Raw genomic sequence first — 24564 nt, 5'->3', positions numbered from 1 at the left:
TCACAGCCCCGGCCTCGGCGCGCGCGGACGCAGCAGGCGCAGCGCCCGGTCTGACAGCCGCTCGGCCAGCCCGGCGGTGTTCAGTTCCAGCGCCTGTTTCGGCATGGCAAGCGGGGCATCGGGCAGGGCACCCAGCGCCTCGGCAAGGTCGGGGTGATCGAAGTCGGCCGATGAGTGATGGTCGAGCATTATGCGTTGATCCACTGATTGAGCCAGATTTCTGACAGCTTGCGTCCATAACCCGCCAGGTGCGCCCCGAGTTCCACGGTCGCGCCTTCGGCTGCCTTCACGTCAAGAACCAGACGCCAGATATCCAGACCATCCAGCTTCTGCAGCGTCGTCACCACAATTTCGCCGTTCTGCACATTGGTGATAGCCTTCACCGGCGGATCGGTGTCATCAGGGTCGGGCGCGGGCAGCGCGGCCAGCAGACCCCCCTTGAAATCAATCACGAATTTCCGGGTTTCTTCGACCTGTTCGACGCCCGACACCCCACCATGGCCCGAGCGCGTCTCGAACACATAGGCCAGCGGCGCGCGGGCATCCTGCACCAGATCGCCCCAGCGCAGCCGATAGGCAAATTCCCGCGCGTCGCCTGCCCTCACCACGCCTTCGGGCACCCAGAAGGCCACGATATTGTCGTTCACCTCGAATTCGGTGGGAATTTCCACCAGCCGCACCACACCCTTGCCCCAGTTGCCCAGCGGCTCCACCTCCAGCGAGGGGCGGCGTTCGTAACGCGACTCGGGGTCCTGGTAATTGCCGAAATCGCGGTCGCGTTGATGCAGGCCGAAACCCATCGGCGAATCCTCGCCAAAATACGACCCGGCCAGATGCGGCGGGTTGTTCAGCGGCCGCCAGATGATGTCACCGGTGGAACGGCGGATGCGCAGACCGTCGCTGTCATGCACATTCGGGCGGTAGTCGTCGAAATCCGCGCGGTTCTTTTCGGCAAACAGGAACATCGAGGTCAGCGGGGCCACACCAAGCTGCGCCACATCGGCGCGGAAGAACAGCCGGGCCGTCACCTCCATCACCGTATCGACGCCAGGGGTGATGACGAAACGGTAGGCGCCGGTGACGCTGGGGCTTTCCAGCGCGGCATGCACCACCACGGTGCTGACCCCGGCGGCCGGGCGTTCCAGATAGAACCGCGAGAACCGTGGAAATTCCTCGGGCATGCTGGAGGCCGTGTTGATCGCCAGACCCCGGGCCGAAATGCCATAGGCATTGCCCTGACCCAGCGCGCGGAAATAGCTGGCCCCAAGGAAAGCCACCAGTTCGTCATAAAGATCGGGGCGGTTCAGCGGCGTGTTCAGCTTGAACCCGGCCACGCCGGGCAATTGCCCATGCGCGGGCACCTTGGCGGCAAGTTCATTGTAGTATTCAAAATCGTCGGTGGTGAACAGCATCTCGCTGACCGTGCCACCCGTGACCTCGAACAGGCGCACGGGTTCGCCGAACAGCCAGCCCATGTGGAACGCATGCACGCGATACTGGCTGTCGCTGTCGCCCCAGCGCGCCTGGTTCGCGCGGAAATTGATCAGGCGATAGTCGTCGTAATGCAGCTCGCCCAGAAAACCTTCGGGCATTTCCGCGGTGACATGGGGCTGCGTTGCAGCAATCCGCATCTCTTCGGTCAGCAGGTCAAAGCTGAATTGCTGCGGCGCAGCTTCTGGCGCGGCCGCGGTCTGGGCGGCGGCGGGCAGGCCAAACGCCCCCCCGGCCAGCAAGGCTGCAGCAGAGGATGCCGTCAGGATCAGGTGACGGCGCGAGACACGGGCGGGGCCTGCGTAAATCGGGGGCATATTTTGCAACGAGGTCTACATTCCAAGGGCTTGCGCAGCGCAGATGAAAGATTCGCGCCCCTTGTCTATAAAGGTCGACCGCCCGCAGTTGCAAGCCGCAGACCCCCTGGTTCAACGGGATGTGCGGTATGTTGCAGACGCATGGCGGCAATCTGCCTTGTTTCCACGCAACGCGCGATTTCGTGATGCAATCACGTCTTTTTGCTGCACCTGCATCTGTAACGAATCACTTCGCCCCAGCGAAAAGACTTATCTGGATACGATTATCCGGTGGGTCGGGCGTGTCTGTGGCTTAATGCCGCATGGGCAGCGGCGCGGCCAGCGCGCGGATCATCCGGCTAAGCTCACCGATCTGGATCGGCTTGGCGACGTGCTGATCGAACCCCTCGGCCAGATAGTCGGCCACCTGGTGCAGCATCGCATTGGCCGTGACGGCGATGACGGGGGTGCGGGCAGCACCGCGTTCCGCCTCAAGGCTGCGGATTTTCTTCAGGGCGGTCATTCCGTCCATCACCGGCATCGCCAGATCCATCAGCACCAGATCATAGGCCCCGGGTGCCCATTCCTGCACGGCCTGCTGGCCATCGTGGACAATCTTGATCTCGGCCCCCAGCCGCGACAGCATTTCGGCCAGCACGGCGCAGTTGATCACATTGTCATCGGCCGCCAGAATCCGCAGCCCTTCAAGGCTGGGCGTGGGATCATCGGGCAGGCGTTCGACCGCGATCTTGCCCTCATAGATCGGCAGGGGCAGTGTGACGCGGATCGTGGTGCCTTCGCCCAGTTCGGAATGGATGCTGATCGTGCCATGCATCAGATCCACCAGCTTGCGCGTGATCGACATGCCAAGGCCCGTGCCGCCATAGCGGCGGGTGATCGAGTTGTCGGCCTGGCTGAATTCCTCGTGCAGATGCGCGATCTGGTCGGGCGTCATGCCGATGCCGGTGTCCTGCACCTCCAGCGTCAGGGGCTTGCCCGCCTTGCCGCTGACCTTCACCGTCACCTCGCCCGTCTCGGTGAACTTGATGGCGTTGCTGACCAGGTTGTGCATGATCTGGCGCACCCGGTGGGGGTCGCCCATCCGGGCCAGTTCGGCACCCGAACCTGTCAGCACCTCGAACGCCAGACCCTTTTCCTGCGCACGCAGCGAATGCAGATCCTCGACCCGCGCTGCGATTTCCATCGGGCGGAACGGCACCGATTCAAGCTCCAGCTTGCCGGCCTCGATCTTGGACATGTCCAGAATGTCGTTGAGGATGGTCAGCAGCGCCTCGCCCGACTCGCGGATCGTGCCGATCAGGCGCTTGTGGTTCTTGTCGGTCAGCGACATGTCCAGAATCTCGGCCATGCCCAGCACGCCGTTCAGCGGTGTGCGGATCTCGTGGCTCATGTTCGCCAGAAACAGCGATTTGGTCTGGTTGGCCACCTCGGCCCGCGCCTTGGCCAGATAAAGCTGCGTCACGTCCGACCCCACGCCGCGATAGCCGGTAAAGGCCCCCTTGGCGTCAAACACCGGCGCGCCGGTGATGCGCAGCCAGCGTTCGTCATCCGGCGTGGAATTGGGCGCGCGGTAGACGAAATCGCTGAACGGCTCATGCGACAGCAGCTTCATGAAAAAGCTGCCCCAGTCGGCACTGGCCCGCACCACCGGGTAATGCGCCAGCCATTCGTCATAGGTCTTGCCGATCATCACCACATCGTTGCCGGGCGTGTTCAGGCCGCTTTTCGATACGAAGCGGAAGCGCAGATCGCGGTCAATCTCCCAGAACCAGTCTTCGGATACCGAAGCGATGTCGAGAAACCGCTTTTCCGCCGAGGCGCGGTCGGCCAGCGCCTTTTCCAGATCGGCCTTGGCATCGTTCAGCGCCGCCTCGCGCGCTTTCTGCTCGCTGATGTCGATCTGCACCCCGGCCATGGTTTCGGGGCTGCCGTCTGCGGTCCACAGGATGATGCGGCCCCGGTCCAGCACCCAGACCCAATGGCCCGCCTTGTGGCGCATGCGGTATTCGGCCTCGTAGCTTTCGGCATCGCCCTGCATGCAGGACCGGATGCGCGCCTCGGCCCGCGCGATGTCTTCCGGGTGGATCAGGCCCTGCCACAGTTGATAGCGGAATTCGCCGAATTCGTCGCGCCGGTAGCCCAGCATTTCCGCCCAGCGGTCGTTGATATACTGCTTGCCGGTGAACAGCGACCATTCCCAGGTGCCGACCTGCGCGCCCTCGATCACATGCAGCAGCCGCTGTTCCGATTGCTTCACCGCGGTGATGTCGGAATGCACCGCGATCGACAGCCCCCCCGGCGTGCGGCGTTCGTCGATGCGCAGGATGGTGCCGTCGGGCAGATGTTCCTCGCGCAGCACATCGCCGCGCTGGCGTTCCGCCAGACGTGCGGCCAGCCAGATATCCTCATCCCCGTCATCGACGCGCAGCTGGTCCGCCGCCAGCGAATGCCGCAGTATCGATTCGTAGGTGATGCCGGGCACCAGCAGTTCGGCGATCTTGGGGTAAAGCAGCTTGCTGCGGCGGTTGCAAAGCACCAGCCGGTCGTCGGCGTCAAACAGGAAAAACGCCTCGTTCAGGGTTTCGACCGCATCCAGCATCTGCTGGCGCAGCGCCAACGCCTGTTCCGCCGACGCTGGGGCCGGGGTGGCCCCCACCAGCGTCAGGTGAGGCGGGGCATCTGTCACGTCACAGCGGTGCAGCGCCAGGGTAAAAGCCCCCACGGCGGGCATCAGCGACATAGGCTCGGCCTTCAGTCGGCCCGTGGGCGGCGCGGCCAGCAGGATGGCCCCGGTCAGGCGTCCATCCTCGGTCAATGGCAGAACGATCATTTCAGCCGCCACCGGAAGCGAGGCCTTGGGCCCTGCCTGTTCATCCAGCCGTTGCAACGCGGATTTGGTCAGCAGCAGCGGCTGGCCATGCAGCAGAGCGGGTTGCACCTGATCCACAAGGTCGGCCCCGCCGGGCAACCCGGCCTCTGGCGCTGCGGCTGTCTCAGCCCGGCACCAGGATGCGACCGGGCGCGGCTGGCCCTGCACAAGACGGTAAAGCGCGACCCGGTCGGCCCCGGCGAAACCGCCCAGTTCCGCCAATGCCGCTGTCAGCGCGGCGGGCAGGCGGGAATCAGCGGCGCGCAGCAATAGCCCCACCACATCCGATGCCATGTCCTGCACCGTAACCACGCGTTCCGGCGTATTTTTTTCTGCCTCTGGCCGCATCAGTCTGCTCATCCACACCCTCTGGGATGCCTTGCGTCAATCCTGCATCACGGTGTCTGTAACGCTGAAATGAAGCAAAACTGCGACTAAACCATAGCGTGCAAACGGAAAGATGGTGCTATCTCGGTGAATTTTTCCGATTTTTTGTCCGCTGGCGGACTTTGTGCCGGGCATCCGTCTGCGTGTCGTCGTGTCGCCGGTGGGCCAACGCATCCGAACATGGAAAAGCCCAATTCTGCCGCGGCTTTGCCTTTACATTGCCCTGCATTGTGTTGCCCTGTCAGGCCTGCAACCTTTGCGGGAGAGCGCACAGTGACGGCACAGATGCTGGTGGTGAGCCTGCTGAATGAACTGGTCCGGTCCCCCTCGGCGGATCTGGACCGGGCCATCGCTGCGGCGCTGCGCCGTCTGGGCGAATATGCCGGGGCGGACCGCGCTTATATCTTCGTGCTGCGCGACCCGGGGCTGATGGACAACACGCAGGAATGGTGCGCCCCCGGTGTGGCCCCGATGCAGGACAGTTTGCAGGGCCTGCCCGTCAGCCTGATCGCGCGCTGGCGTGATGATTTCGCGCAGGACCGCCCGGTGCATATTCCCGATGTGGCGGCGCTGCCCGCCGATGCGCCGGAAAAATCAAGCCTCAGGATGCAGGGCATCCGCGCCCTGCTGGCCGCCCCCATGCTGGAGGACGGGCGGCTGTTCGGCTTCATCGGGTTTGACCGCACCCGGGCGACCGGCGTGTTCAGTGATGACCAGTTGGGCGTGCTGACCGGGGCCGCAGATGTGGTGCAGGGGGCCTTGCTGCGCCAGCAGGCCGAGGCCAGGCTGCGCGCCACCTCGCGCCAGCTGGAGGCGACGCTTGCCGCCCTGCCGGACCTGCTGTTCGAGATCGACGCCAGCGGCTGCTATTCCGGCTTTGTCGCGGGCCCGCGTGATCTGATGGCCGCCCCGCCGGAGTTGCTGAAAGGTCACAGGCTGGAGGCCATGCTTCCGCCCGATGTCGGTGCCATCGCGCGGCGGGCCTTTGATCAGGTGATTGCCACGGGCCGGGTGGGTGGCGTGCGCTATGCGCTTGATCTGCCTCAGGGCCGGCGCTGGTTTGAACTTTCTGGCGCGCGCAAGGAGCCGGATGCGGCCGGGCAACAGCCTTCGGCCATTTTCCTCGTGCGTGAAGTGACTGCTGACACCGCGCTGCGCGAGGAACTGTCACGACTGGGCAAGATTGTTGAAACGATGAGCAATCTGGTCGCCGTGGTCGATCCCGAACGCCGCATTGTCTGGGTGAATGCCGCGTTCGAGCGGCAGACCGGATGGCGGCTGGACGAGATCAGGGGCAAGGTGTTGGGCGATCTGGTGCGCTGCGCCGCCAGTGATCCGGCGGTATCGGCGCGGCTGGCCGAGGCGCTGGCGCGGCGCGAGCCGTTTCACGGCGAAACCTTGAATCAGGACCGGCATGGCAACCGTTACTGGATAGATTTCAACATGTTGCCGCTGTGGGCACCGGACGGGGCCTTGCAGGGGTTCGTGTCGGTCGAAACGGTGATCACCACGCAAAAGCAGCAGGAAACCGCACTGGCAGCCATGGCGGACAGGGCCACCGCCGCGCGCCTGCGGCTGGAGCGCGCGCTGGATGCGCTGCCCGACGGCGCGATCGTGCTGGATGCCGACGAGCGGATCGTGGTTGCCAACAAAGCCTATTACAAGATGTTCCCCGCGCTGGCCGATGTGGCGGTGGAAGGCGCGCATGTCGGCGATGTGCTGCGCGCGGGCGTTGACCGCGGGCTGTTCTTGTCGGATGCATCGCCGCAAGCCCGCGACCACTGGGTCGCGGACCGGCTGCGCGACTACCGCGAGACGGACTCGGAAAAAGAGATGCAGTTGCCCGACGGGCGCTGGATCAACCGCATCAACCGGCGCACGGCAGACGGTGGCTGCATCGCGCTGGGGTTCGACGTGACCGCGCGGCACAACCACATGGCCGCGCTGGATGCGGCCAACACGCAGTTGCGCCGCGCGCTGCATGACCGCGCCAACACCGAGGCCCGGATGATGGGCATCATCGAGGCCGCGTTGGTGGGCACCTGGGAATGGGAACTGGGCACCGGCGTGACGCGGGTGGGCGGGCATTGGCTGGCCATGCTGGGCTACGAGGATCACACATCCGACATCGTGCCGATCGAGATGTTCCGCAGTCTGGTGCACCCCGACGACATGCGCATGCTGGATGCCAACCGCGCGGCGGATCTGGCGCGCGACACCAATTTCATCGAGCGCGAATTCCGCATGCGGCACAAGAACGGCCATTGGGTCTGGATCCTGTCGCGCAGCCGGGTGACAGAACGCGGCCCGGATGGCGAGGCGATTGCCATCGGCGGCGTCAATCTGGATGTGAGCAACCAGAAACGCCTGCAACGCGCCGTCGAAATGGGCGGGGCCTTTCTGGAACAGGTGATGCAGACCAGCATCGCCGCCCTGGTGGTGTTCGATGCCGAGGGCGGGCTGGTCTATTGCAACCCCGAGGCCGAGCGCGTGCTGCATCTGACCCGCGCCGAGGCCGAGAGCCGCGCCTTCAACGACCCCGCCTGGTATCTGGAGCGGGTGGAGGGCGGCCCCTTGCCCGATGCCGAAACCCCTTTCCGGCGGGCGCTGGCCTCGGGCGTGCCGGTGCGCGATGCGCTGTTCGCGCTGCGCTGGCCTGATGGCACGCGGCGCATCCTGTCGTGCAACGCCGCCCGGCTGATGTCGGATGACGGCGATCTGCGGGTGGTGGAATCCTTTACCGACGTGACCGAGCAACTGGCGATCAACCGCAGCCTGGACGAGGCCCGCCAGCGCGCCGAAGATGCCAGCCGCGCGAAATCGGTGTTCCTTGCCAACATGAGCCACGAGATCCGCACGCCGCTGAACGGTGTGCTGGGCATGACCGAAGTGCTGGAATCCAGCCTGAAGGAACCCGAACACAAGCGCATCGTCGGCATCATCCGCACCTCGGGCGAGACGCTCTTGATGGTGCTGAACAGCATTCTTGACATGTCAAAGATCGAGGCGGGCAAGATGGTGCTGGATGCCGTGGCGTTCAAGCCCAGCACGGTGGTGCGCCATACCGAGGCGGTCTTTGCCGTGCAGGCCGAGGAAAAGGGGCTGGAATTCGACGTGCTGATCAGCGCGGGCAGCGACCGTTCGCTGCTGGGCGACCCGCACCGCATCCAGCAGATCCTGAACAACCTTTTGCACAATGCGATCAAGTTCACCGAAAAGGGCGCGGTCAGCCTGAAACTGTCGTGCAAGCCCGGCAAGCCGATGGTGATCGAGGTGACGGATACCGGCATCGGCATGGCCGAGGCACAGGTGGCCCGCGTGTTCGAAAGCTTCGAGCAGGCCGATGGCAGCACGACGCGGCGCTTTGGCGGCACGGGGCTGGGGCTGTCGATCGTCAAGGAGCTGGTGGCGCTGATGGGCGGCGAAATGGCGCTGGAATCGGCACCGGGCCGGGGCACCAAGGTGCGTGTCAGCCTGCCGCTGCCCGACGCGCGCGAGACTGAGCCCGCCCGTCCGCGTCTGGCGGCCCCGGCACCCGGGGCCAGCGTGCTGATCGGGCGGCGCCTGCTGATCGCCGATGACAACGCCACCAACCGGCTGGTGCTGTGCGAGATGCTGGCGGGCACCGGCGTGCAGATCACAACGGCCGAGAATGGCCAGCTTGCCATCGAGGCATGGCAGGCGGCGCAGGCGGCGGGGCAGGGGTTTGACCTGCTGCTGCTGGACATCACCATGCCGGTGCTGGACGGGCTCAGCGCACTGGGGACCATCCGCGAGGCCGAGCGTGCGGCGGGTCTGGCCGCGGTGCCCGCCGTGGCCGTCACCGCCAATGCGATGCCGCATCAGGTGGCAGACTACATTTTGGGCGGGTTTGATTCGCATCTGGCCAAGCCCTTCAAGCATCAGGAACTTATGCATGCGATTCGCACGTTGATCGGGCGCTGAACCGCCGGACCGCCGCAAGGGCAAGGGTTCACATGCGAAAGCCGACCTTGCGTGCGGCGGAAACTGCCGGGATTTGCCGGTTGCCCGGCCGGGGACGGCGGTTTTCTGCCCAATGTCTTGGGTCAGTCCGACCGTGCTGTTGTATGTGCGCGAAGGGATTATCCTCGTCCCGCGCACCACCGGCGATGCGCCGGCAGAACGGGGGGGGCAGCGCCATGCCACGGGAACGCAGGATACTTCTGGCCGAACAGGACATCACATTTCAGGCCAGGGTGCAGCGCCTGCTGGCCAATGTGCCCGGTGTGGTGCTGACGGTGGTGCAGGACGGCCATGCCGCACTCGTGGCGGCCATGACGCGGCGGTTCGACCTGATGATCCTTGACCAGAACGTGCCGCAGATCAGCGGCGACCGCGTGCTGCGGCACTTGCGGGCCTCTACCTGCCCCAACACCGACACGCCGGTGATCCGGCTATGCGCGGCGGCAGCGCCTGCGGCAGAGTGTTCACCCCGCGCCGGTGCCGTTCCGCCGACCCTGATGAACACGGTTCTGCAGAAGAATCCGTTGTCGGATGCCGCATTGGTCGCTGCCGTCGCCCGGTTGCTGGCGGCCTGAGGTCCACGCCCCGCCCATGAAGCCGCAGTTGGCGGGTGATTCGGCTTTCCGTAACGTTAATAGTGTGTTGATTTGCATCGAAGCGCGCCGCCGCGCGCGATTGATGCGCCGCTGGCAACAAGGATTGGTGCGCTGCGGCGAGAACAGGGCAAAAAAGTGAAGAACCTTAATGCACGCGCAGCGGAAGCTGCCGTTTCCAACCTGGCTACAATGGCCAGCGCTGACATTGGCGGGATTGAGGTGATTTTGTCCAATGTTCTAAGGCCTCGGTGAAAAGTCGCCGCGCCCGGCCTTGCCCGATCGGAAACAACACTCGCGCTATGCGTGCAGGCCCCTTGACTGCCGATTGTGGCGTATTGCGCCCCTTGTCGCTCTCGCGCCGCCGCGCCGCCTTTTTTCGCTTCCCGCAAGGCTTAACGAAAGGTAATTAAGAGGAGTCTTGCTGGGTAAGACAAATGGCCGTGGGGGCGGTCTGTCAGTGGTATCGCACCGCAGGGTGCAGGAATGGTGTTGAAAGTGCTGCCGAAACTGGAACCGGACAGGTTTCAGGAGTGCGTCTTGATTGGTGACAGTCAGGAACGCCAGCAAACGGTTCCGCAGCAGCGGGGTCCGCGCACTTCCTTCATTTCGCCGGTCTGACGACAGGTCATCGTGGCGCAGATGCCCGGGCAACCGGGCCGCGCCGATCGTGCGTTGTCCTGTGGGCAGCGCGGTTGATGGGATCGGACGGGGCCGGCGAACCGGGGCTCTGCTGAGATGAGGGAACGGACATGGCTACGATTGATGAGTTTGAAGACGCCACACAGAACCCCAATCCGCCGCGGGGCACTGACGGCATCGTTATGGGCACCATGGTCGGCGACCTGATCGACGGGGCCTATACGGGCGACAAGGACGGCGACATGATCGACGCGGGCGACAACATCTTTCCGGGCAATGCCCCGAATGATGATATTGTCGAGGCCGGTGATGGCGATGACACTGTGATATCCGGGCTGGGCAGCGACACCGTCTATGGTGGCAACGGCAATGACCTGATCGAAACCGGTCGCTTTGCATCGTCGCCCGACCGTGGCTTCCCCGGTCTTTACGGCGATGATGCCGACCCCGAAGATGACCGCGATGTCGTCTATGGCGGTGAAGGCGACGACGTGGTGCGCTCGGGCGATGATGGTGACACGCTTTATGGCGGTGTGGGGAACGACACGCTGGACGGCGGCGATGACGATGACCTGCTTTGGGGCGGTTACGGCGACGACAAGCTGATTGGCGGCGAAGGTGCCGACACGCTCTATGGCGAAGCGGGCGATGACGTGCTTTATGGCGACGGATTTCCCGGTGTGTTCGATCCGGTCGAGCTGCCCGATGACATTGACCCGCGCCCCGACAACAACACCGACCTGCTGTTTGGCGGCGATGGCAACGACACGATCTATGGTGGCGATGACGACGACACGCTGAAGGGCGGCTATGGCGATGATCTGCTGTATGGCGGCATCGACGATGACTATATCCGTGGCGCCCAGGGGAATGACACGATCATTGGCGGCGAGGGTGCCGATCACATATTCGGTGGTGCCGACCGTGACCTGATCATTGGCGGAACCGCTGGCGACATCGTCAATGGCAACGAGCGTGGCGACGATTACGACACGCTGGACCTGACGGGTTCCGGCCCGCTGCGCATCATCTATGATGCGGACAACGCCGAAAACGGTACGGTCCAGTTCCTTGACGCCGACCGCAACGTGACTGGCGAGATGATCTTCAAGAACATCGAGAATGTCATCCCCTGCTTCACCCCCGGCACCATGATTGCCACGCCCAAGGGCGAAGTGGCGGTGGAAAGCCTGCGTCCCGGCGACAAGGTGATCACCCGCGACAACGGCATTCAGGAAATCGCGTGGACAGGTGCCAAGGCGATGGATTGGCAGACCTTCACCGCCAATCCGCACCTGAAGCCGATCCTGATCCGTCAGGGCGCGCTTGGCAACGGTCTGCCGGAACGTGACATGATGGTCAGCCCCAACCACCGCGTTCTGGTGGCCAATGACCGCACCGCGCTTTACTTCGACGAGCACGAGGTTCTGGTCGCGGCCAAGCATCTGGTGTCGGGCAAGGGCGTGCACGAGGTCGAAAGCATCGGCACCACCTATCACCACTTCATGTTCGACCAGCATCAGGTTGTGCTGTCGAACGGGGCCTGGACCGAAAGCTTCCAGCCCGGCGATTTCACCCTGAAGGGCATGGGCAACGCGCAGCGCAACGAGATCTTTGAGCTGTTCCCCGATCTGCGCAATGATGACGGTCTGGAAAGCTATGCCTCGGCCCGCCGCACCCTGAAGCGGCACGAGGCACGCCTGCTGATGATGAAATAACGGGTTATGCAGCGCGGACCGGGTTCCGCCTGCGGTTTTCCCGGTGCGACAGAAAAGAGGCTCCGCCCGCGGAGCCTCTTTTTGTATTTCGGGCCGACAAGGGCTGAATCCGGGTCTTTGACCGCCGAAACAGCGCCTTTGCCACAATTTTGCCACGAAAAGCCCCCCCAAGCGCGCAGCTTGGGCCTTCATTGTGCCGCGCTGGCCCGCTCATATGGCAAGTGGAGACTGCCCTGCGATGATGCCGGGGCCGCGCGAACGGGTGAGACGGATGCCAACCATAACCGGCACGACGGGCGATGACACGCTGACAGGCGGCACTGCGGCCGAGACGCTGCTGGGCGATGCGGGCAATGACGTGCTTGTTGGCGGCGGCGGTGGCGACTTGCTGGCTGGCGGCGACGGTGCGGATACGATTTCCGGCACGGGCGGCGACACGGTGGATGGCGGCGCAGACCGCGATACGCTGCTGCTGCGCGATGTGCTGACCATTGCCTATGACCCGCTGAACCCGGGTGCAGGCACCATCACCTTCATCGACAGCTCCACCATGACCTTCAGCCAGATCGAGGAATACGTCTTTGCGGCAGGGCGAGACGGCGTGGTCGATGGCACGGCGGGCGATGACCTGATCGGCTACGGCTATGTCGATGCCGATGGCGATGCGCAGGATGCCAATGATGCCCTGCTGCCGGGCGAAGCCCCGAATGACGACATCATCGCGGCGGGCGATGGCCATGATACGGTCTATGGCGGCGGCGGGAATGACGACATCACCGGCGACGCGGGCGATGACGCGCTGCACGGCGATTCCGGCGATGATGCACTGGATGGCGGCACGGGCGATGACAGCCTGTTCGGCGGTGACGGCGCTGATACGCTGGCGGGGGGCGAGGGGGCCGACCTGATCGACAGCGGCGACGGCGATGATGTGGTCTTTGGCGGCGACGGGGCCGACAACATCTTTGCCAGCACCGGCAATGACACGGTATATGGCGGGGCCGGGAACGACACGTTGCGCGGCGACGCGGGTGCTGACCACCTTGCTGGCGGTGCCGATGCCGATGCGATCTACGGCGGCGCGGGCGATGTGGTGGACGGCGGCGAAGGCGGCGATGACAATGACACGCTTTATGCGGGCGATGTCCTCTCGATCAGCCTTGACCCCGGCAACCCCGAAGGCGGCACGCTGACCTTCTTTGACAGCTCCACCATGACCTTCAGCAACATGGAGCGTCTGATCCTGAACGGCGGGCCGGATGGCATCATCTATGGCACCGACAGCGATGACCTGATCGACGAAAGCTATGTCGATGCGCAGGGCGGCGACCGGGTGGATGCGGGCGATGCGGTGTTCGCGGGCACAGCACCGGATGATGACGGTATCTCGGCCGGGGCCGGGAATGACACCGTGCGTTCGGGCGCGGGCGTGGATGATGTCTACGGTGGCGACGGCGACGATCTGCTGGAACTGGGCGACGGCAACGATTACGCGCAGGGCGACGCCGGCAACGATACGCTCCATGGCCAGAAGGGCGATGACTTCATCCGTGGCGATGCCGGGGATGACAGCGTCTATGGCGGCGAAGGTGACGATCAGGTGTTCGGCGGCGCCGACAACGATCAGGTGTTCGGCGGCGTTGGCAACGATTCCGTGTTTGGCGGGCTGGGCCAGGACACGATCTTTGGCGAAGACGGCAATGACACGATGTTCGGCATGTTCGGCGATGACGTGATCTATGGCGGCGACGGCGACGACCGGATGTCGGGCAACATCGGCAATGACACGTTCTACGGCGGGGCCGGGGCCGATGAAATGGTGGGCGAGGATGATGCCGACACATTCCATGGTGCCGAAGGTGATGCGGTCTATGGCGGTGAGGGCGGGCATGACCTTGACACGCTGCATGTGAATGACGTGGCCTCAGTGCATTTCGATGCCGACAACGCGGAAAATGGCATCGTCACCTTCAACAGCGGTGGCACTCTGACCTTCACCGGCATCGAACATGTGGTGGCCGACGGTCAGCATCTGGGCCGTGACGGGGTGGTCGAGGGCACGGATGGCGCCGATCTGATCGACGCCGGCTATACCGGCGACCCCGAGGGCGACCGGATCGACAATGCCGATGCGGTTGATCCGGCGGCGGGGCCCGATGATGATCTGGTGCAGGCCGGGGCGGGCAATGACACCGTGCAGGCAGGTGACGGGAATGACACGATCTTTGGCGGCACCGGCACCGATGCCCTGTTCGGCGATGCGGGCGACGACCTGATCTATGGCGGCGATGATCTGGACGTGCTGGATGGCGGCACCGGAAACGACACGCTGGTGGGTGGCGCGGGCCCCGACAAGCTGTTCGGTGGCGATGGTCGTGACCGGCTGTTCGGCAATGCGGGCGACACCGTGGATGGCGGCGAGGGCGGCGATGATTTCGACGTGCTGGACCTGACCGGCACCGGCCGCTTCGAAATCCTGCCCGACGCGGACAATGCCGAAAACGGGACGGTCAATTTCCTTGATGCCGATGGCAATGTGACGGGCTCGCTGACCTTCAGCAACATCGAATCCATCGTGCCCTGTTTCACCCCCGGCAGCCTGATCCTGACCGACCGGGGCGAGGTGCCGGTCGAGGATCTGGAGCCCGGCGACCGCGTGTTGACGCGCGACAACGGCTATCAGGTGATCCGCTGGGCGGGCAGCCGCAGGCTGGGCCGTGCCGATCTGCTGGCCCAGCCGCATATGAACCCCGTGCTGATCCGCGCGGGCGCATTGGGCGATGCCCTGCCGGAACGCGACATGCAGGTATCGCCGCAGCACCGCATGCTGATAACCGGGCCGCGTGCCGAGATGTTCTTTGGCGAGCATGAGGTGCTGGTTGCCGCGACCCATCTGGTCGGGCTGACAGGCGTGGCGCGCATCGCCCCGCGTGACGTGACCTACATTCACCTGATGTTCGACCGGCATGAAATCATTCGCGCCGACGGGGCCTGGTCTGAAAGCTTCCAGCCCGGCGAGTTGACGCTGAACGGCATCGGTGCGGCGCAAAGGGCGGAAATTCTGGCGCTTTTCCCCCAGCTCGGCCGGCCCGAGGGGCTGGTGGCCTATGCCTCTGCCCGGCTGTCGCTGAAACGGCACGAGGCGGCGCTGCTGTTCGGCTAAGCTGCCGCCGGGTGCGGGTGTTATCGCCCTTGCCGTGCCCGCCAGGCCGCCCAATCTTCGGGCGTGTCCAGATCGGTGGTCGCATGGGCATCGGGCAGGGCGATCAGCCGCGTGCGTGCGGCCTCGGCCTTCAGCAGGTCGCGCGCGCCGGTGTCGCCGGTCAGCCGCGCCAGCGCCGGGACGGCCCAAGGTGGAAACAGCACCGGATGCCCCGGCGTGCCGTCCGCGGCCGTGCCACGCAGGATCATGTCGGGGTCGGCGGGCTGCGCCGCCAGAACCCGCTCCAGATCGTCTCGCGTGATCTCGGGCAGGTCGGCCAGCAGCAGCAGCACGGCCCCCGGCAGCCCCGCCACCCCGGCGCGGATCGAGGCGGCCATGCCGGTATTCGCATCCGCCACTGTCACCACGTCTACATCCAGCCCATCAAGTGCCGCGTGCCGTGCCGGGCGGTCTGGCGGCAGGGCCACCCTGACCGGGCAGCCCGTGTCCAGCGCCGCCCGCGCCTGCCGCGCCAGCAGGGGGTGGCCTGCAACCTCCTCCAGCAGCTTGTCGCCGCCGCGCATCCGTGATGACGCCCCGGCGGCCAGGATCAGGATCGTGCAGGCCATATTGTGCGGCATCCCCGGCCATTCTCCGCCCATACCGGGCCATCAGGGCGCAGGTTGGGCCGCGGGGCAGGCGGCGTCAAGCAGTGGCCCTTGCACGAATCGCCGCACGGCGCGACCGTCGTTCCACGAAAGGGGGGGAAGACATGGCCTTTGACGGAAGCTGTCATTGTGGCGCGGTGGCGTTCACGGTGGATGCCGACCTGCCGACCATGGCGATGAGCTGCAACTGTTCCTACTGTCGGCGGAAGGGCTTCGTGCTGGCCTTCTTTCCCGAGGATCAGGTCACACTGACGGCTGGCGAGGCGCTGCTGCAACGCTATGAGTTCAACACCCACCGTGTCGAACACCAGTTCTGCACCCACTGCGGAACGCAGCCGTTTTTCAAGGGTGTGATGCCGGACGGCTCGCCGGTGCGCGCGGTCAACCTGCGCTGCGTGCCTGCGGTGGATCTGGACGCCTTGACGATTCACGCGATGGATGGCGCAAGCGGATAAGGGAAACGTGCCGGACGGGCGATCATGCCGACCCTGCGCGCCACCACGTTTTCTTTGCGGCCACGTCCTGCCCTTTCCTTGCGGAATGGGCGTTCGGTAATGACGATCTTCCACAGGAAGATCGTCCGGGCGCAGCTTTTCCGGCCCATTGCTCGCGCAATGTGCGTTCGGCCTGAAAACGGTCCCCCGGACCGTTTTCTTTACGGCCTCGTCCGGCCCATTCCTTGCGGAATGGGCGTTCGGTGCTGACGATCTTCCACAGGAAGATCGTCCGGGCGCACCTCACCCACGCATCCTTGCGCCGTCGGCGTCGAACAGCGGCTCTGTCACCAGCACGGCCGGCCGCTTTTCGCCCAGAATCTCGATCTCCACCGCCAGACCATCCGCAATGCGGTCCACTGGCAGGAAACCCTGCGCCACGGATTTGCCGGTGTAATGCGAAAACCCGCCCGAGGTGCAGAAACCCAGCACCTGATCGCCGACCCAGATCGGCTCCCAAGCCACCACATCGGCATCCACCGCATCAACCACGAAGGCACAGAGCCGCCGCTTCGGCCCAGCCGCCTTTTCCGCCATCGCTGCCGCCTTGCCGATCCATTCCACCGGCTTGTTCCAGCGGATGAAACGGTCAAGCCCGGTCTCGCAGGGCGTGTAATCGGGGCTGAATTCGCGGCCCCATGATCCGAAAAACTTGTCCAGCCGCAGCGACATCATCGCGCGCATGCCGAAGGGGCGCAGGCCGAATTCGGCCCCTGCCTCGGTCAGCACCTGCCACAGATGCCGCACTGACATCTGATCGCAGTAAATCTCATAGCCCAGATCGGCGGTATAGCTGACGCGCTGCACGATGCAGTCTGCCATGCCCACGGTCATCCGCTTCACATCCATGAACTTGAACGCAGCACCCGACACATCGGCCCGCGTCACCTTTGCCAGCAGGTCGCGCGCGCGCGGCCCGGCAATCTGAAAGCCTGACCGCGCGTCGGAAATGTTTTCCACCGTCACGCCATCCATCGCGTGCTGTTCGAACCAGCGGCCATGCCACCCTTGGGCGCCATAGCTGGCGGTCAGTTGAAACTCGGTCTCGCTGAGGCAGGACACGGTGAAATCACCAATGATCTTGCCCGATGCCGCCAGCATCGGCGTCAGGCTCAGCCGCCCCGGCTTGGGGATCAGCCCGGCCATGATCACATCCAGCCATTCGCGCGCCTTTGGCCCGGTGACGCGGTATTTGCCGAAATTCTGCACCTCGTTGATGCCCACGCCACCCCGCACCGCCAGCACCTCGGCCTTGGTCGCTTCCCATGCGTTCGACCGCTTGAAGGTGGGCGTTTCATACAGCGGCTCACCGGGCAGGGCGTGGTAATTCACCACCTCCAGCCCGTATTGCTGGCCCCAGACCGCGTTGAGCCCGGTAAACGTGTCATACATCGGCGTGGTGCGGAACGGGCGCGCGGCGGGTTTTTCCTCGTTCGGATAGGCCACCGAAAACCGCGTCTGATAGTTTTCGATCACCTTGGGCACGGTATAGCCCGGCGTCGTCCACGACCCGAAGCGCGCCACGTCAAAGCCGCGCGGGTCACGCTCCACCTCGCCATGGATCATCCATTGCGCCAGCGCCAGCCCCATGCCGCCGCCTTGGCTGAAACCTGCCATCACCGCGCAGGCAGACCAGTAGTTGCGCAGGCCCGGCACCGGCCCGATCAAGGGGTTGCCATCGGGGGCAAAGGTGAAGGGGCCGTGGATCACCCGCTTCACCCCCGCACGTTCCAGCGCGGGAAAGCGTTTGTAGGCAAATTCGATGGAATCCGCGATCTTGTCATATTGTTCGTTGAACAGCTCCTGCCCGAAGGTCCAGGGCGTGCCATCGACCGACCAGGCCTCGCAGGGCTTCTCATAGAACCCGATGCAGAAGCCCCGGCCTTCCTGCCGTAGATAGCTTTCACCGCCCGGGTCCATCACATGCGGAAACTCGCGGCCCCGCGCCACGATCTCGGGAATGTCGTCGGTCACGAGGTATTGGTGCGCCATCGGCAGCAACGGCAGGTAAACCCCGGCCATCGCGCCCACTTCCCGCGCCCAAAGGCCCCCGGCGTTCACCAGATGCTCGGCGATGATCGTGCCCTTTTCGGTCACAACCTCCCACGACCCGTCCGGGCGGGGGTTGGTTTCCAGCACCCGGTTGTGCAGCACGATCTCGGCCCCGCCCATTTTTGCGGCCTTGGCATAGGCGTGGGTGGTGCCATAGGGGTCCAGATGCCCGTCCAGCGGATCATACAGCGCCCCCAGAATGCCTGCCGTGTTCACCATGCCATCGGTCATCGCCTCCACCTCGGCGGGCGACAGGATCGCGGTATCCAGCCCCATGTAGCGGTGCTTGGCGCGTTCCGCCTTCAGCATGTCGAACCGTTCGGCATTGTCGGCCAGCGTGATGCCGCCCACATGGTGCAGCCCGCAGGACAGACCCGTGATCGCCTCCAGCTCCTTGTAAAGCCGGATGGTGTAGCCTTGCAGCGCCGCCATGTTGGTGTCGCCGTTCAGCGTGTGAAACCCGCCCGCCGCATGCCAGGTGGACCCGGAGGTAAGCTCCGACCGCTCCACCAGCATCACATCCGACCAGCCGAGCTTCGTCAGGTGATACAGCACCGAACAGCCGACAACGCCGCCGCCGATGACAAGGACTCGGGTATGGGTTTTCATGGGGGACTCCGCGCGTGAACTTTGGGGCAGAGTGGCCCGGTCACAGCTCGGGGGTCATGTTTGGATGCGACAAAACATGTCGTGAAAGAACTGCGGCTCTGTTCTCATTTTCTGTCGGCAAATATCCTCGGGGGGTCCGGGGGGCAGACAGCCCCCCGGCCTTGGTTGCTATCGCTACTTCTCCGGTATCAACCCCCGCGGGCTGAACCGCAGCACCAGCAGCAGCACGATCCCCATGGTCAGCAGCCGCATATGCGCCGCCGCATCCTGCAGATGCGCCTTCAGCCAAGACCCGTCTGCCATGCCAGCGGTGATCCCGTCCATCAGCAGCAACCCGATCGGCTCTACCATCACCCACAGCCACCAGATCAGGAAGCCGCCCAGCACAGCCCCCAGATTGTTGCCCGAACCGCCCACGATCACCATCACCCAGACCAGAAAGGTGAATCGCAGCGGGTTGTAGGTGCCTGGCGTCAACTGCCCGTCCAGAGTCGTCATCATCGCGCCGGCAATGCCCACGATGGCCGACCCAAGGATGAAGATTTGCAGATGCCGCCGGGTCACATCCTTGCCCATCGCCTCGGCCGACACCTCGTTGTCGCGGATGGCGCGCATCATCCGGCCCCAGGGCGATTTCAGCGCAAGTTCCGACAGCACGACAATGGCCACCAGCACCGCGGCAAAAAGCCCGGCGTAGCTCAGCTTCACGACAATCGAGGAAGTCGTCACCGGGTCCACGCCCCAATCGGCGGCGCGGGCCAGAAAATCGGCATCCTTTTGCAGATCCACCTCATAGGGCACCGGGCGGGGCAGGCCGATCAGGTTCTTTACCCCGCGCGCCAGCCAGTCCTCGTTCTTCATCACCGCGATGATGATCTCGGCGATGCCCAGCGTGGCGATGGCCAGATAATCCGACCGCAGCCCCAGCGCGGTCTTGCCGATGGCCCAGGCGGCGGCGGCGGCCAGAAGGCCCCCCATCGGCCAGGCCAGCAGCACCGGCAGGCCAAGCCCGCCGATATTGCCATGAGCGGCGGGGTTGTTCGCCTCGACGGCCGCGACCGCAGGGTCAAACACGGCGCGATAGGCAAAGAACCCGCCCACCAGCACCGCAAGCATGACGACCGTCCGCAACCGCCCCTTGGGCAGGCGCTTGTAAAGCGCCACGGCCACACCGATGGTCGCCGCCCCCAGCGCCAGCCCCGCCACGATCCCCGGCCCGCCCGCGCGCCAGGCATCAGGCAGCGGGGTTGATGACGTCAGCACCACCGCCAGCCCCCCCAGCGCCACAAAGCCCATGATGCCCACGTTGAACAGGCCCGCATAGCCCCATTGCAGGTTCACCCCCATGGCCATGATCGCCGAGATCAGCGCCATGTTCAGAATGCCCAGCGACGAGTTCCAGCTTTGCACGAACCCCGTGCCGATGAACAAGGCCGCGACAAGGCCGAACAGCAGCAAGGTGCGGCTGCGGCTGTTCGGGTTTGCGTTGATGCGGGTGCTCATGCCGATTTCCCCTTGAAGATGCCGGTGGGCAGGAACAGCAGCACGATGATCAGGATCGTGAAGCTGACGGCGAATTTATAGTCGGTGGACATCAGTTGCACCAAACCATCCGGTGCCATGCTTTCGGGCACCAGATAGGTCAGCACCTTTTTCCACGCATATGTGACCATCACTTCGGAAAAGGCCACGATGAACCCGCCCGCAATCGCGCCCAGCGGGTTGCCCAAGCCCCCCACCACGGCGGCGGCGAAGATCGGCAGCAAAAGCTGGAAATAGGTGAAGGCCTTGAAGCTTTTGTCCAGCCCGTAAAGCACCCCGGCAATGGTCGCGAGGCCGGCCGCGATGATCCATGTCACCTGCACCACACGGTCGGGGTTGATGCCCGACAGCAGCGCCAGATCCTCGTTGTCGGAAAAGGCGCGCATGCTTTTGCCGGTGCGGGTCTTTTGCAGGAACCAGAACAGCAGGCCCACCACGATCACCGCCGTCACCACGGTGATGGCCTGCGTGGCCTTGATCGCCAGCCCCTCTGTCAGCCCGGTCATCGCCCGGAAATCGCCCGCCGTGATGACGAACCGCGCGCCATCGGCAAAGTTGATCTCGCCCACCCCGATGATGAAGCGGTTGAGGCCGTTCATGATGAACATCACCCCCAGCGAAACGATCACCAGAATGGTCGGCGCCGCCTTTTGCCGCCGGTAGAACCGATACACCACCCGGTCAGTGCCCAGCACGAAGGCGGCGGTCATGATGATGGCAAAGGGCAGGGCCAGCAGCGCGGTGGGCAGAAAGCCGAAGGTGATGCCAAGCGCCTGAAACCCCCAGGTCACAAGAATGGCGAATGTTGTGCCCAAGGCCATGGTATCGCCATGGGCAAAGTTGGAAAACCGCAGGATGCCATAGATCAGCGTGGCCCCCAGCGCCCCCAGCGCAATCTGCGCGCCGTAAGCCAGACCGGGGACAAAGACGAAATTGGCAAAGGCCACAAGGGCGTTGAGAATGTCCATGGCCTCAGCCCCCCAGAAACGAACGGCGGACCTCGGGGTCGGCCATCAACGCCTGCCCGGTGTCGGTGAAACGGTTGGAACCCTGCACCAGCACATAGCCCTTGTGGGCAATCTCCAGCGCCTGCCGGGCGTTCTGTTCCACCATCAGGATGGAAATCCCGGTGCGGGCCACCTCGATGATGCGGTCGAACAACTCGTCCATCACGATGGGGCTGACGCCTGCGGTCGGTTCGTCCAGCATCAAGACCTTTGGCTGCGTCATCAGCGCGCGGCCCACGGCGACCTGCTGGCGCTGCCCGCCCGACAATTCGCCCGCCGCCTGATAACGTTTCGTTTTCAGGATCGGGAACAGGTCATACACCTGCGCCATCGTGCCCTTGATGTCATCGCGGCGCAGGAAGGCACCCATTTCCAGGTTCTCCTCCACCGTCATGGTGGTGAAGATGTTCTGCGTCTGCGGCACAAACGCCATGCCCTTGGCCACGCGCGCCTGCGGGGTCAGCGTGGTGATATCCTCGCCCGCCAGCCGCACCGCGCCACCGCGCAGCTTCAGCATGCCGAACACCGCCTTCATCGCGGTGGATTTGCCAGCCCCGTTGGGGCCGACGATCACCGCGATCTCGCCTTTTTCCACGGCCAGCGTGCAGCCGTGCAGAATATCCACGGCCCCATAGCCGCCGGTCATGTTCTCGCCGATCAGAAAGGGTTCAGCCATGCCAACACCCGCGCGCCTGTCGCCACCCGGCCCCTCTTTCCAGAGACAAATATCCACGGGGGGGCCGGGGGGCAGTCAGCCCCCCGGCGCCGGCCCTCATGCCGCCGTCAGCCATGCGCCACCACCTTGTTCTTCAGCCCGGTGCCCAGATAGGCCTCGATCACCCGCTCGTCGTTCTTCACCTCGTCCACCGTGCCCTGCGCCAGCACGCGGCCCTCGGCCATGCAGATCACCGGGTTGCACAGGCTGCCGATGAAATCCATGTCATGCTCGATCACGCAGAAGGTGTATCCCCGCTCGGTGTTCAGGCGGCGGATCGCATCGCCGATGGTGTTCAAGAGCGTGCGGTTCACGCCTGCGCCCACCTCGTCCAGAAACACGATCTTGGCATCCACCATCATGGTGCGGCCCAGTTCCAGCAGCTTTTTCTGCCCGCCGGAAATGTTCGCCGCCCGTTCATCCGCCAGATGGCTGATGGTCAGGAATTCCAGCACCTCATCGGCCTTGTCGCGGATCGCGCGTTCCTCGGCCGCCACGGCACCGCGGCGGAACCAGGCGTTCCACAGCGTTTCACCCGATTGCGCGGAGGGCACCATCATCAGGTTTTCCCGCACCGTCATGCTGCCGAATTCATGGGCGATCTGAAAGGTGCGCAGCAGGCCCTTGTGAAACAGGTCATGCGGGGCGAGGCCGGTGATATCCTCACCCGCCATCAAGACCCGGCCCGAGGTGGGTTTCAGCCGCCCGGCGATCACGTTGAACAATGTGGTCTTGCCCGCACCGTTCGGTCCGATCAGCCCGGTGATCGACCCGGCCCCGATTTCAAGCGAGGCCCCGTCAACGGCGTGAAAACCGCCGAAATGCTTGTGCAAATCCTCGACGACGATCATGTGTTTCCCCTGTCATCCACCGTTTCGCAGGCCCGTTTGCCGGGGCGCCGGTGGCTGTTGTTTTTAACGACGCGGCCCGAGGCATGGCCCCGGGCCGCGCCCGCCTACACGCTTTGCGTGATCAGCGGAAGGTGACGGTTTCGTATTTGCCGCCCTTGATCTCGAACTGGCGGTAGCGCCCGGCGCTTTCGCCCGGCCCGATCAGTTCCACCGAGGACGCGCCCTCATAGTCGATGTCGACGCCCGCTTTCACAAGCTCCAGCGCCTTGGCCAGTTCGCCGGGATAGATCTTTTCGCCCGGTGCATTGGCGATTTCCATGACCTTGGCGGCATAATCAGCAGGCTTCGAAGAGCCGGCCGCCTGCATCGCCAGCGCGAACAGCGCCACGGCATCATAGGATTCCATCGTATAGGGGGTCACGGCGTTGAAGCCCGCCTCCTTGCCCATTTCGATCAGCGTGGCCGAACCGCTGCCATCCGACTGTGCCACCTGGCCGTAGGAGCCATCCAGCGCCGGGCCGATGGCCAGCGGCAGGTTGTCACCCACCATGCCACCCGGCAGACCGAAGGTCGAGAACGCGCCGGTATCCAGCGAGGCCTGGATGATGCCCTTGCCGCCCTGGTCCAGATAGCCCGCCACAACCAGCAGATCACCGCCCGCCGCCGCAAGTGCCGCCACTTCCGACGAATAGTCTGCCTTGCCGTCTTCATGGCTGGCGTTGATCGTCACGGTGCCGCCCTTGGCGATGAAGGCATTGGCGATGGCTTCGGACAGGCCTTTGCCATAGTCGCTGTTGGTATAGGTCAGCGCGATGGATTTCACGCCCTTTTCCATCAGGATGTCGGCCATGACTTCGCCTTCGCGCGCATCCGACGGTGCGGTGCGGAAGAACAGGCCGTCATCCTCGGCGCTGGACAGCGCGGGCGATGTGGCCGAGGGCGAGATCATCACGATGCCGTTCGGACGCGCCACGTTCTGCAACACGGCCCCGGTCACGCCCGAACAGTCGCCGCCCACGATGCCCAGCACACCGTCCGAGGTGATCAGGCGTTCGGCGGCGGCGGTGGCCGCGGCGCTGTCGATGCAGGTGCTGTCGGCGCGCACCGGCACAAGGGTGGAGCCATCCAGCAGCAGGCCGGAATCATTCACCTCTTTCATGGCGAATTCGGCGGCGGCAGCCATATCGGCAGTCAGCGATTCGATGGGGCCGGTAAAGCCGATCAGAATGCCCAGTTTGATCTCTTCGGCCCCTGCGGTGCTTGCCAGAAGGACGGAGGCCGTTGAGGCCAGAAGCAGTTTTTTCATTGGTATCTCCCATGTTGGATCGAAATCCTGTGCGGAGCCTAATTCGCCCGATCTGAAAAGGAAAGCGGCGAAACTTCGCCGAAGGGGCACCGGGACGGCTCACGCAAGGTCACATAAGCGCCATCCGGTCGGGCAGGGGCTGGTCTTGGCCCCGCGCCTGCATAGGTCGCGGCAAGA

The 24564-nt window shown here is 64.5% G+C and carries 16 protein-coding genes; 5 read left to right on the top strand and 11 right to left on the bottom strand.

Annotated features, from left to right (window positions below; genetic code table 11):
- The 3 genes from GEU84_RS02925 to GEU84_RS02915 form a co-directional block, all read right to left on the bottom strand.
- Positions 1–204, bottom strand: coding sequence for a hypothetical protein (locus GEU84_RS02925; RefSeq protein WP_174539281.1), 204 nt, complete (start codon positions 202–204; stop codon positions 1–3).
- A complete protein-coding gene (locus tag GEU84_RS02920; RefSeq protein ID WP_152823973.1) occupies positions 189–1808 on the bottom strand; it encodes an OpgD/OpgG family glucan biosynthesis protein in 1620 nt (539 codons plus the stop codon). The genes GEU84_RS02925 and GEU84_RS02920 overlap by 16 nt, the downstream gene beginning before the upstream one ends.
- Before the next feature lie 292 nt (positions 1809–2100).
- Positions 2101–5037, bottom strand: a complete 2937-nt coding sequence (locus GEU84_RS02915) for an ATP-binding protein (RefSeq protein ID WP_152823972.1) — start codon at positions 5035–5037, stop codon at positions 2101–2103.
- Positions 5038–5349: 312 nt separating this feature from the next.
- Here GEU84_RS02915 and GEU84_RS02910 point away from each other — a divergent pair, with 312 nt between their 5' ends.
- The 4 genes from GEU84_RS02910 (at position 5350) to GEU84_RS02895 (ending at position 15164) form a co-directional block, all read left to right on the top strand.
- Positions 5350–9009 carry a PAS domain-containing protein gene (locus GEU84_RS02910; RefSeq protein WP_174539280.1) on the top strand — a complete coding sequence of 1220 codons (3660 nt, stop codon included), beginning with the start codon at positions 5350–5352 and terminating at the stop codon, positions 9007–9009.
- A 215-nt stretch (positions 9010–9224) separates the two neighbouring features.
- Positions 9225–9623: a response regulator gene (locus tag GEU84_RS02905; RefSeq protein ID WP_174539279.1), complete on the top strand. Its 399-nt coding sequence runs from the start codon at positions 9225–9227 to the stop codon at positions 9621–9623.
- Between the two features lie 770 nt (positions 9624–10393).
- Positions 10394–12001, top strand: coding sequence for a Hint domain-containing protein (locus GEU84_RS02900; protein ID WP_152823969.1), 1608 nt, complete (start codon positions 10394–10396; stop codon positions 11999–12001).
- Between the two features lie 271 nt (positions 12002–12272).
- Positions 12273–15164 carry a Hint domain-containing protein gene (locus GEU84_RS02895; RefSeq protein ID WP_174539278.1) on the top strand — a complete coding sequence of 964 codons (2892 nt, stop codon included), beginning with the start codon at positions 12273–12275 and terminating at the stop codon, positions 15162–15164.
- Positions 15165–15184: 20 nt separating this feature from the next.
- Here the strand turns inward: GEU84_RS02895 and GEU84_RS02890 are convergent, their stop codons facing one another.
- Complete coding sequence (locus tag GEU84_RS02890) at positions 15185–15784, bottom strand: nucleotidyltransferase family protein (protein WP_152823967.1); 600 nt, start codon at positions 15782–15784, stop codon at positions 15185–15187.
- 131 nt (positions 15785–15915) lie between these two features.
- Here GEU84_RS02890 and GEU84_RS02885 point away from each other — a divergent pair, with 131 nt between their 5' ends.
- Positions 15916–16266 (top strand): GFA family protein, encoded by a 351-nt coding sequence (locus tag GEU84_RS02885; RefSeq protein WP_152823966.1) that lies wholly within the window; start codon positions 15916–15918, stop codon positions 16264–16266.
- On the opposite strand, the gene GEU84_RS02880 is transcribed toward GEU84_RS02885, so the two are convergent.
- From GEU84_RS02880 to GEU84_RS02850, 7 genes are all read right to left on the bottom strand, one after another.
- Positions 16239–16415: a hypothetical protein gene (locus GEU84_RS02880; protein ID WP_174539277.1), complete on the bottom strand. Its 177-nt coding sequence runs from the start codon at positions 16413–16415 to the stop codon at positions 16239–16241. The two genes, GEU84_RS02885 and GEU84_RS02880, sit on opposite strands and share 28 nt — an antisense overlap.
- A 133-nt stretch (positions 16416–16548) precedes the next feature.
- Positions 16549–18966 (bottom strand): GcvT family protein, encoded by a 2418-nt coding sequence (locus GEU84_RS02875; protein ID WP_152823965.1) that lies wholly within the window; start codon positions 18964–18966, stop codon positions 16549–16551.
- Positions 18967–19140: 174 nt separating this feature from the next.
- Positions 19141–20469, bottom strand: a complete 1329-nt coding sequence (locus GEU84_RS02870) for a branched-chain amino acid ABC transporter permease (RefSeq protein WP_152823964.1) — start codon at positions 20467–20469, stop codon at positions 19141–19143.
- The gene (locus GEU84_RS02865) at positions 20466–21476 is read right to left on the bottom strand and encodes a branched-chain amino acid ABC transporter permease (RefSeq protein ID WP_152823963.1); all 1011 of its coding nucleotides are present in this window, start codon (positions 21474–21476) and stop codon (positions 20466–20468) included. The genes GEU84_RS02870 and GEU84_RS02865 overlap by 4 nt, the downstream gene beginning before the upstream one ends.
- Before the next feature lie 4 nt (positions 21477–21480).
- A complete protein-coding gene (locus GEU84_RS02860) occupies positions 21481–22191 on the bottom strand; it encodes an ABC transporter ATP-binding protein (protein ID WP_152823962.1) in 711 nt (236 codons plus the stop codon).
- Between the two features lie 107 nt (positions 22192–22298).
- Positions 22299–23081, bottom strand: coding sequence for an ABC transporter ATP-binding protein (locus tag GEU84_RS02855; RefSeq protein WP_152823961.1), 783 nt, complete (start codon positions 23079–23081; stop codon positions 22299–22301).
- A 121-nt stretch (positions 23082–23202) separates the two neighbouring features.
- Positions 23203–24387, bottom strand: a complete 1185-nt coding sequence (locus GEU84_RS02850; protein WP_152823960.1) for an ABC transporter substrate-binding protein — start codon at positions 24385–24387, stop codon at positions 23203–23205.
- Between the last annotated feature and the right edge of the window lie 177 nt (positions 24388–24564).

The sequence above is a fragment of the Fertoeibacter niger genome (genome assembly GCF_009380135.2).
In the GTDB taxonomy this organism is placed as follows: Bacteria; Pseudomonadota; Alphaproteobacteria; order Rhodobacterales; family Rhodobacteraceae; genus Fertoeibacter; species Fertoeibacter niger.
The sequence above is the reverse complement of the archived record's forward strand: the minus strand, read 5'-3'. Positions and strand labels throughout refer to the sequence as shown.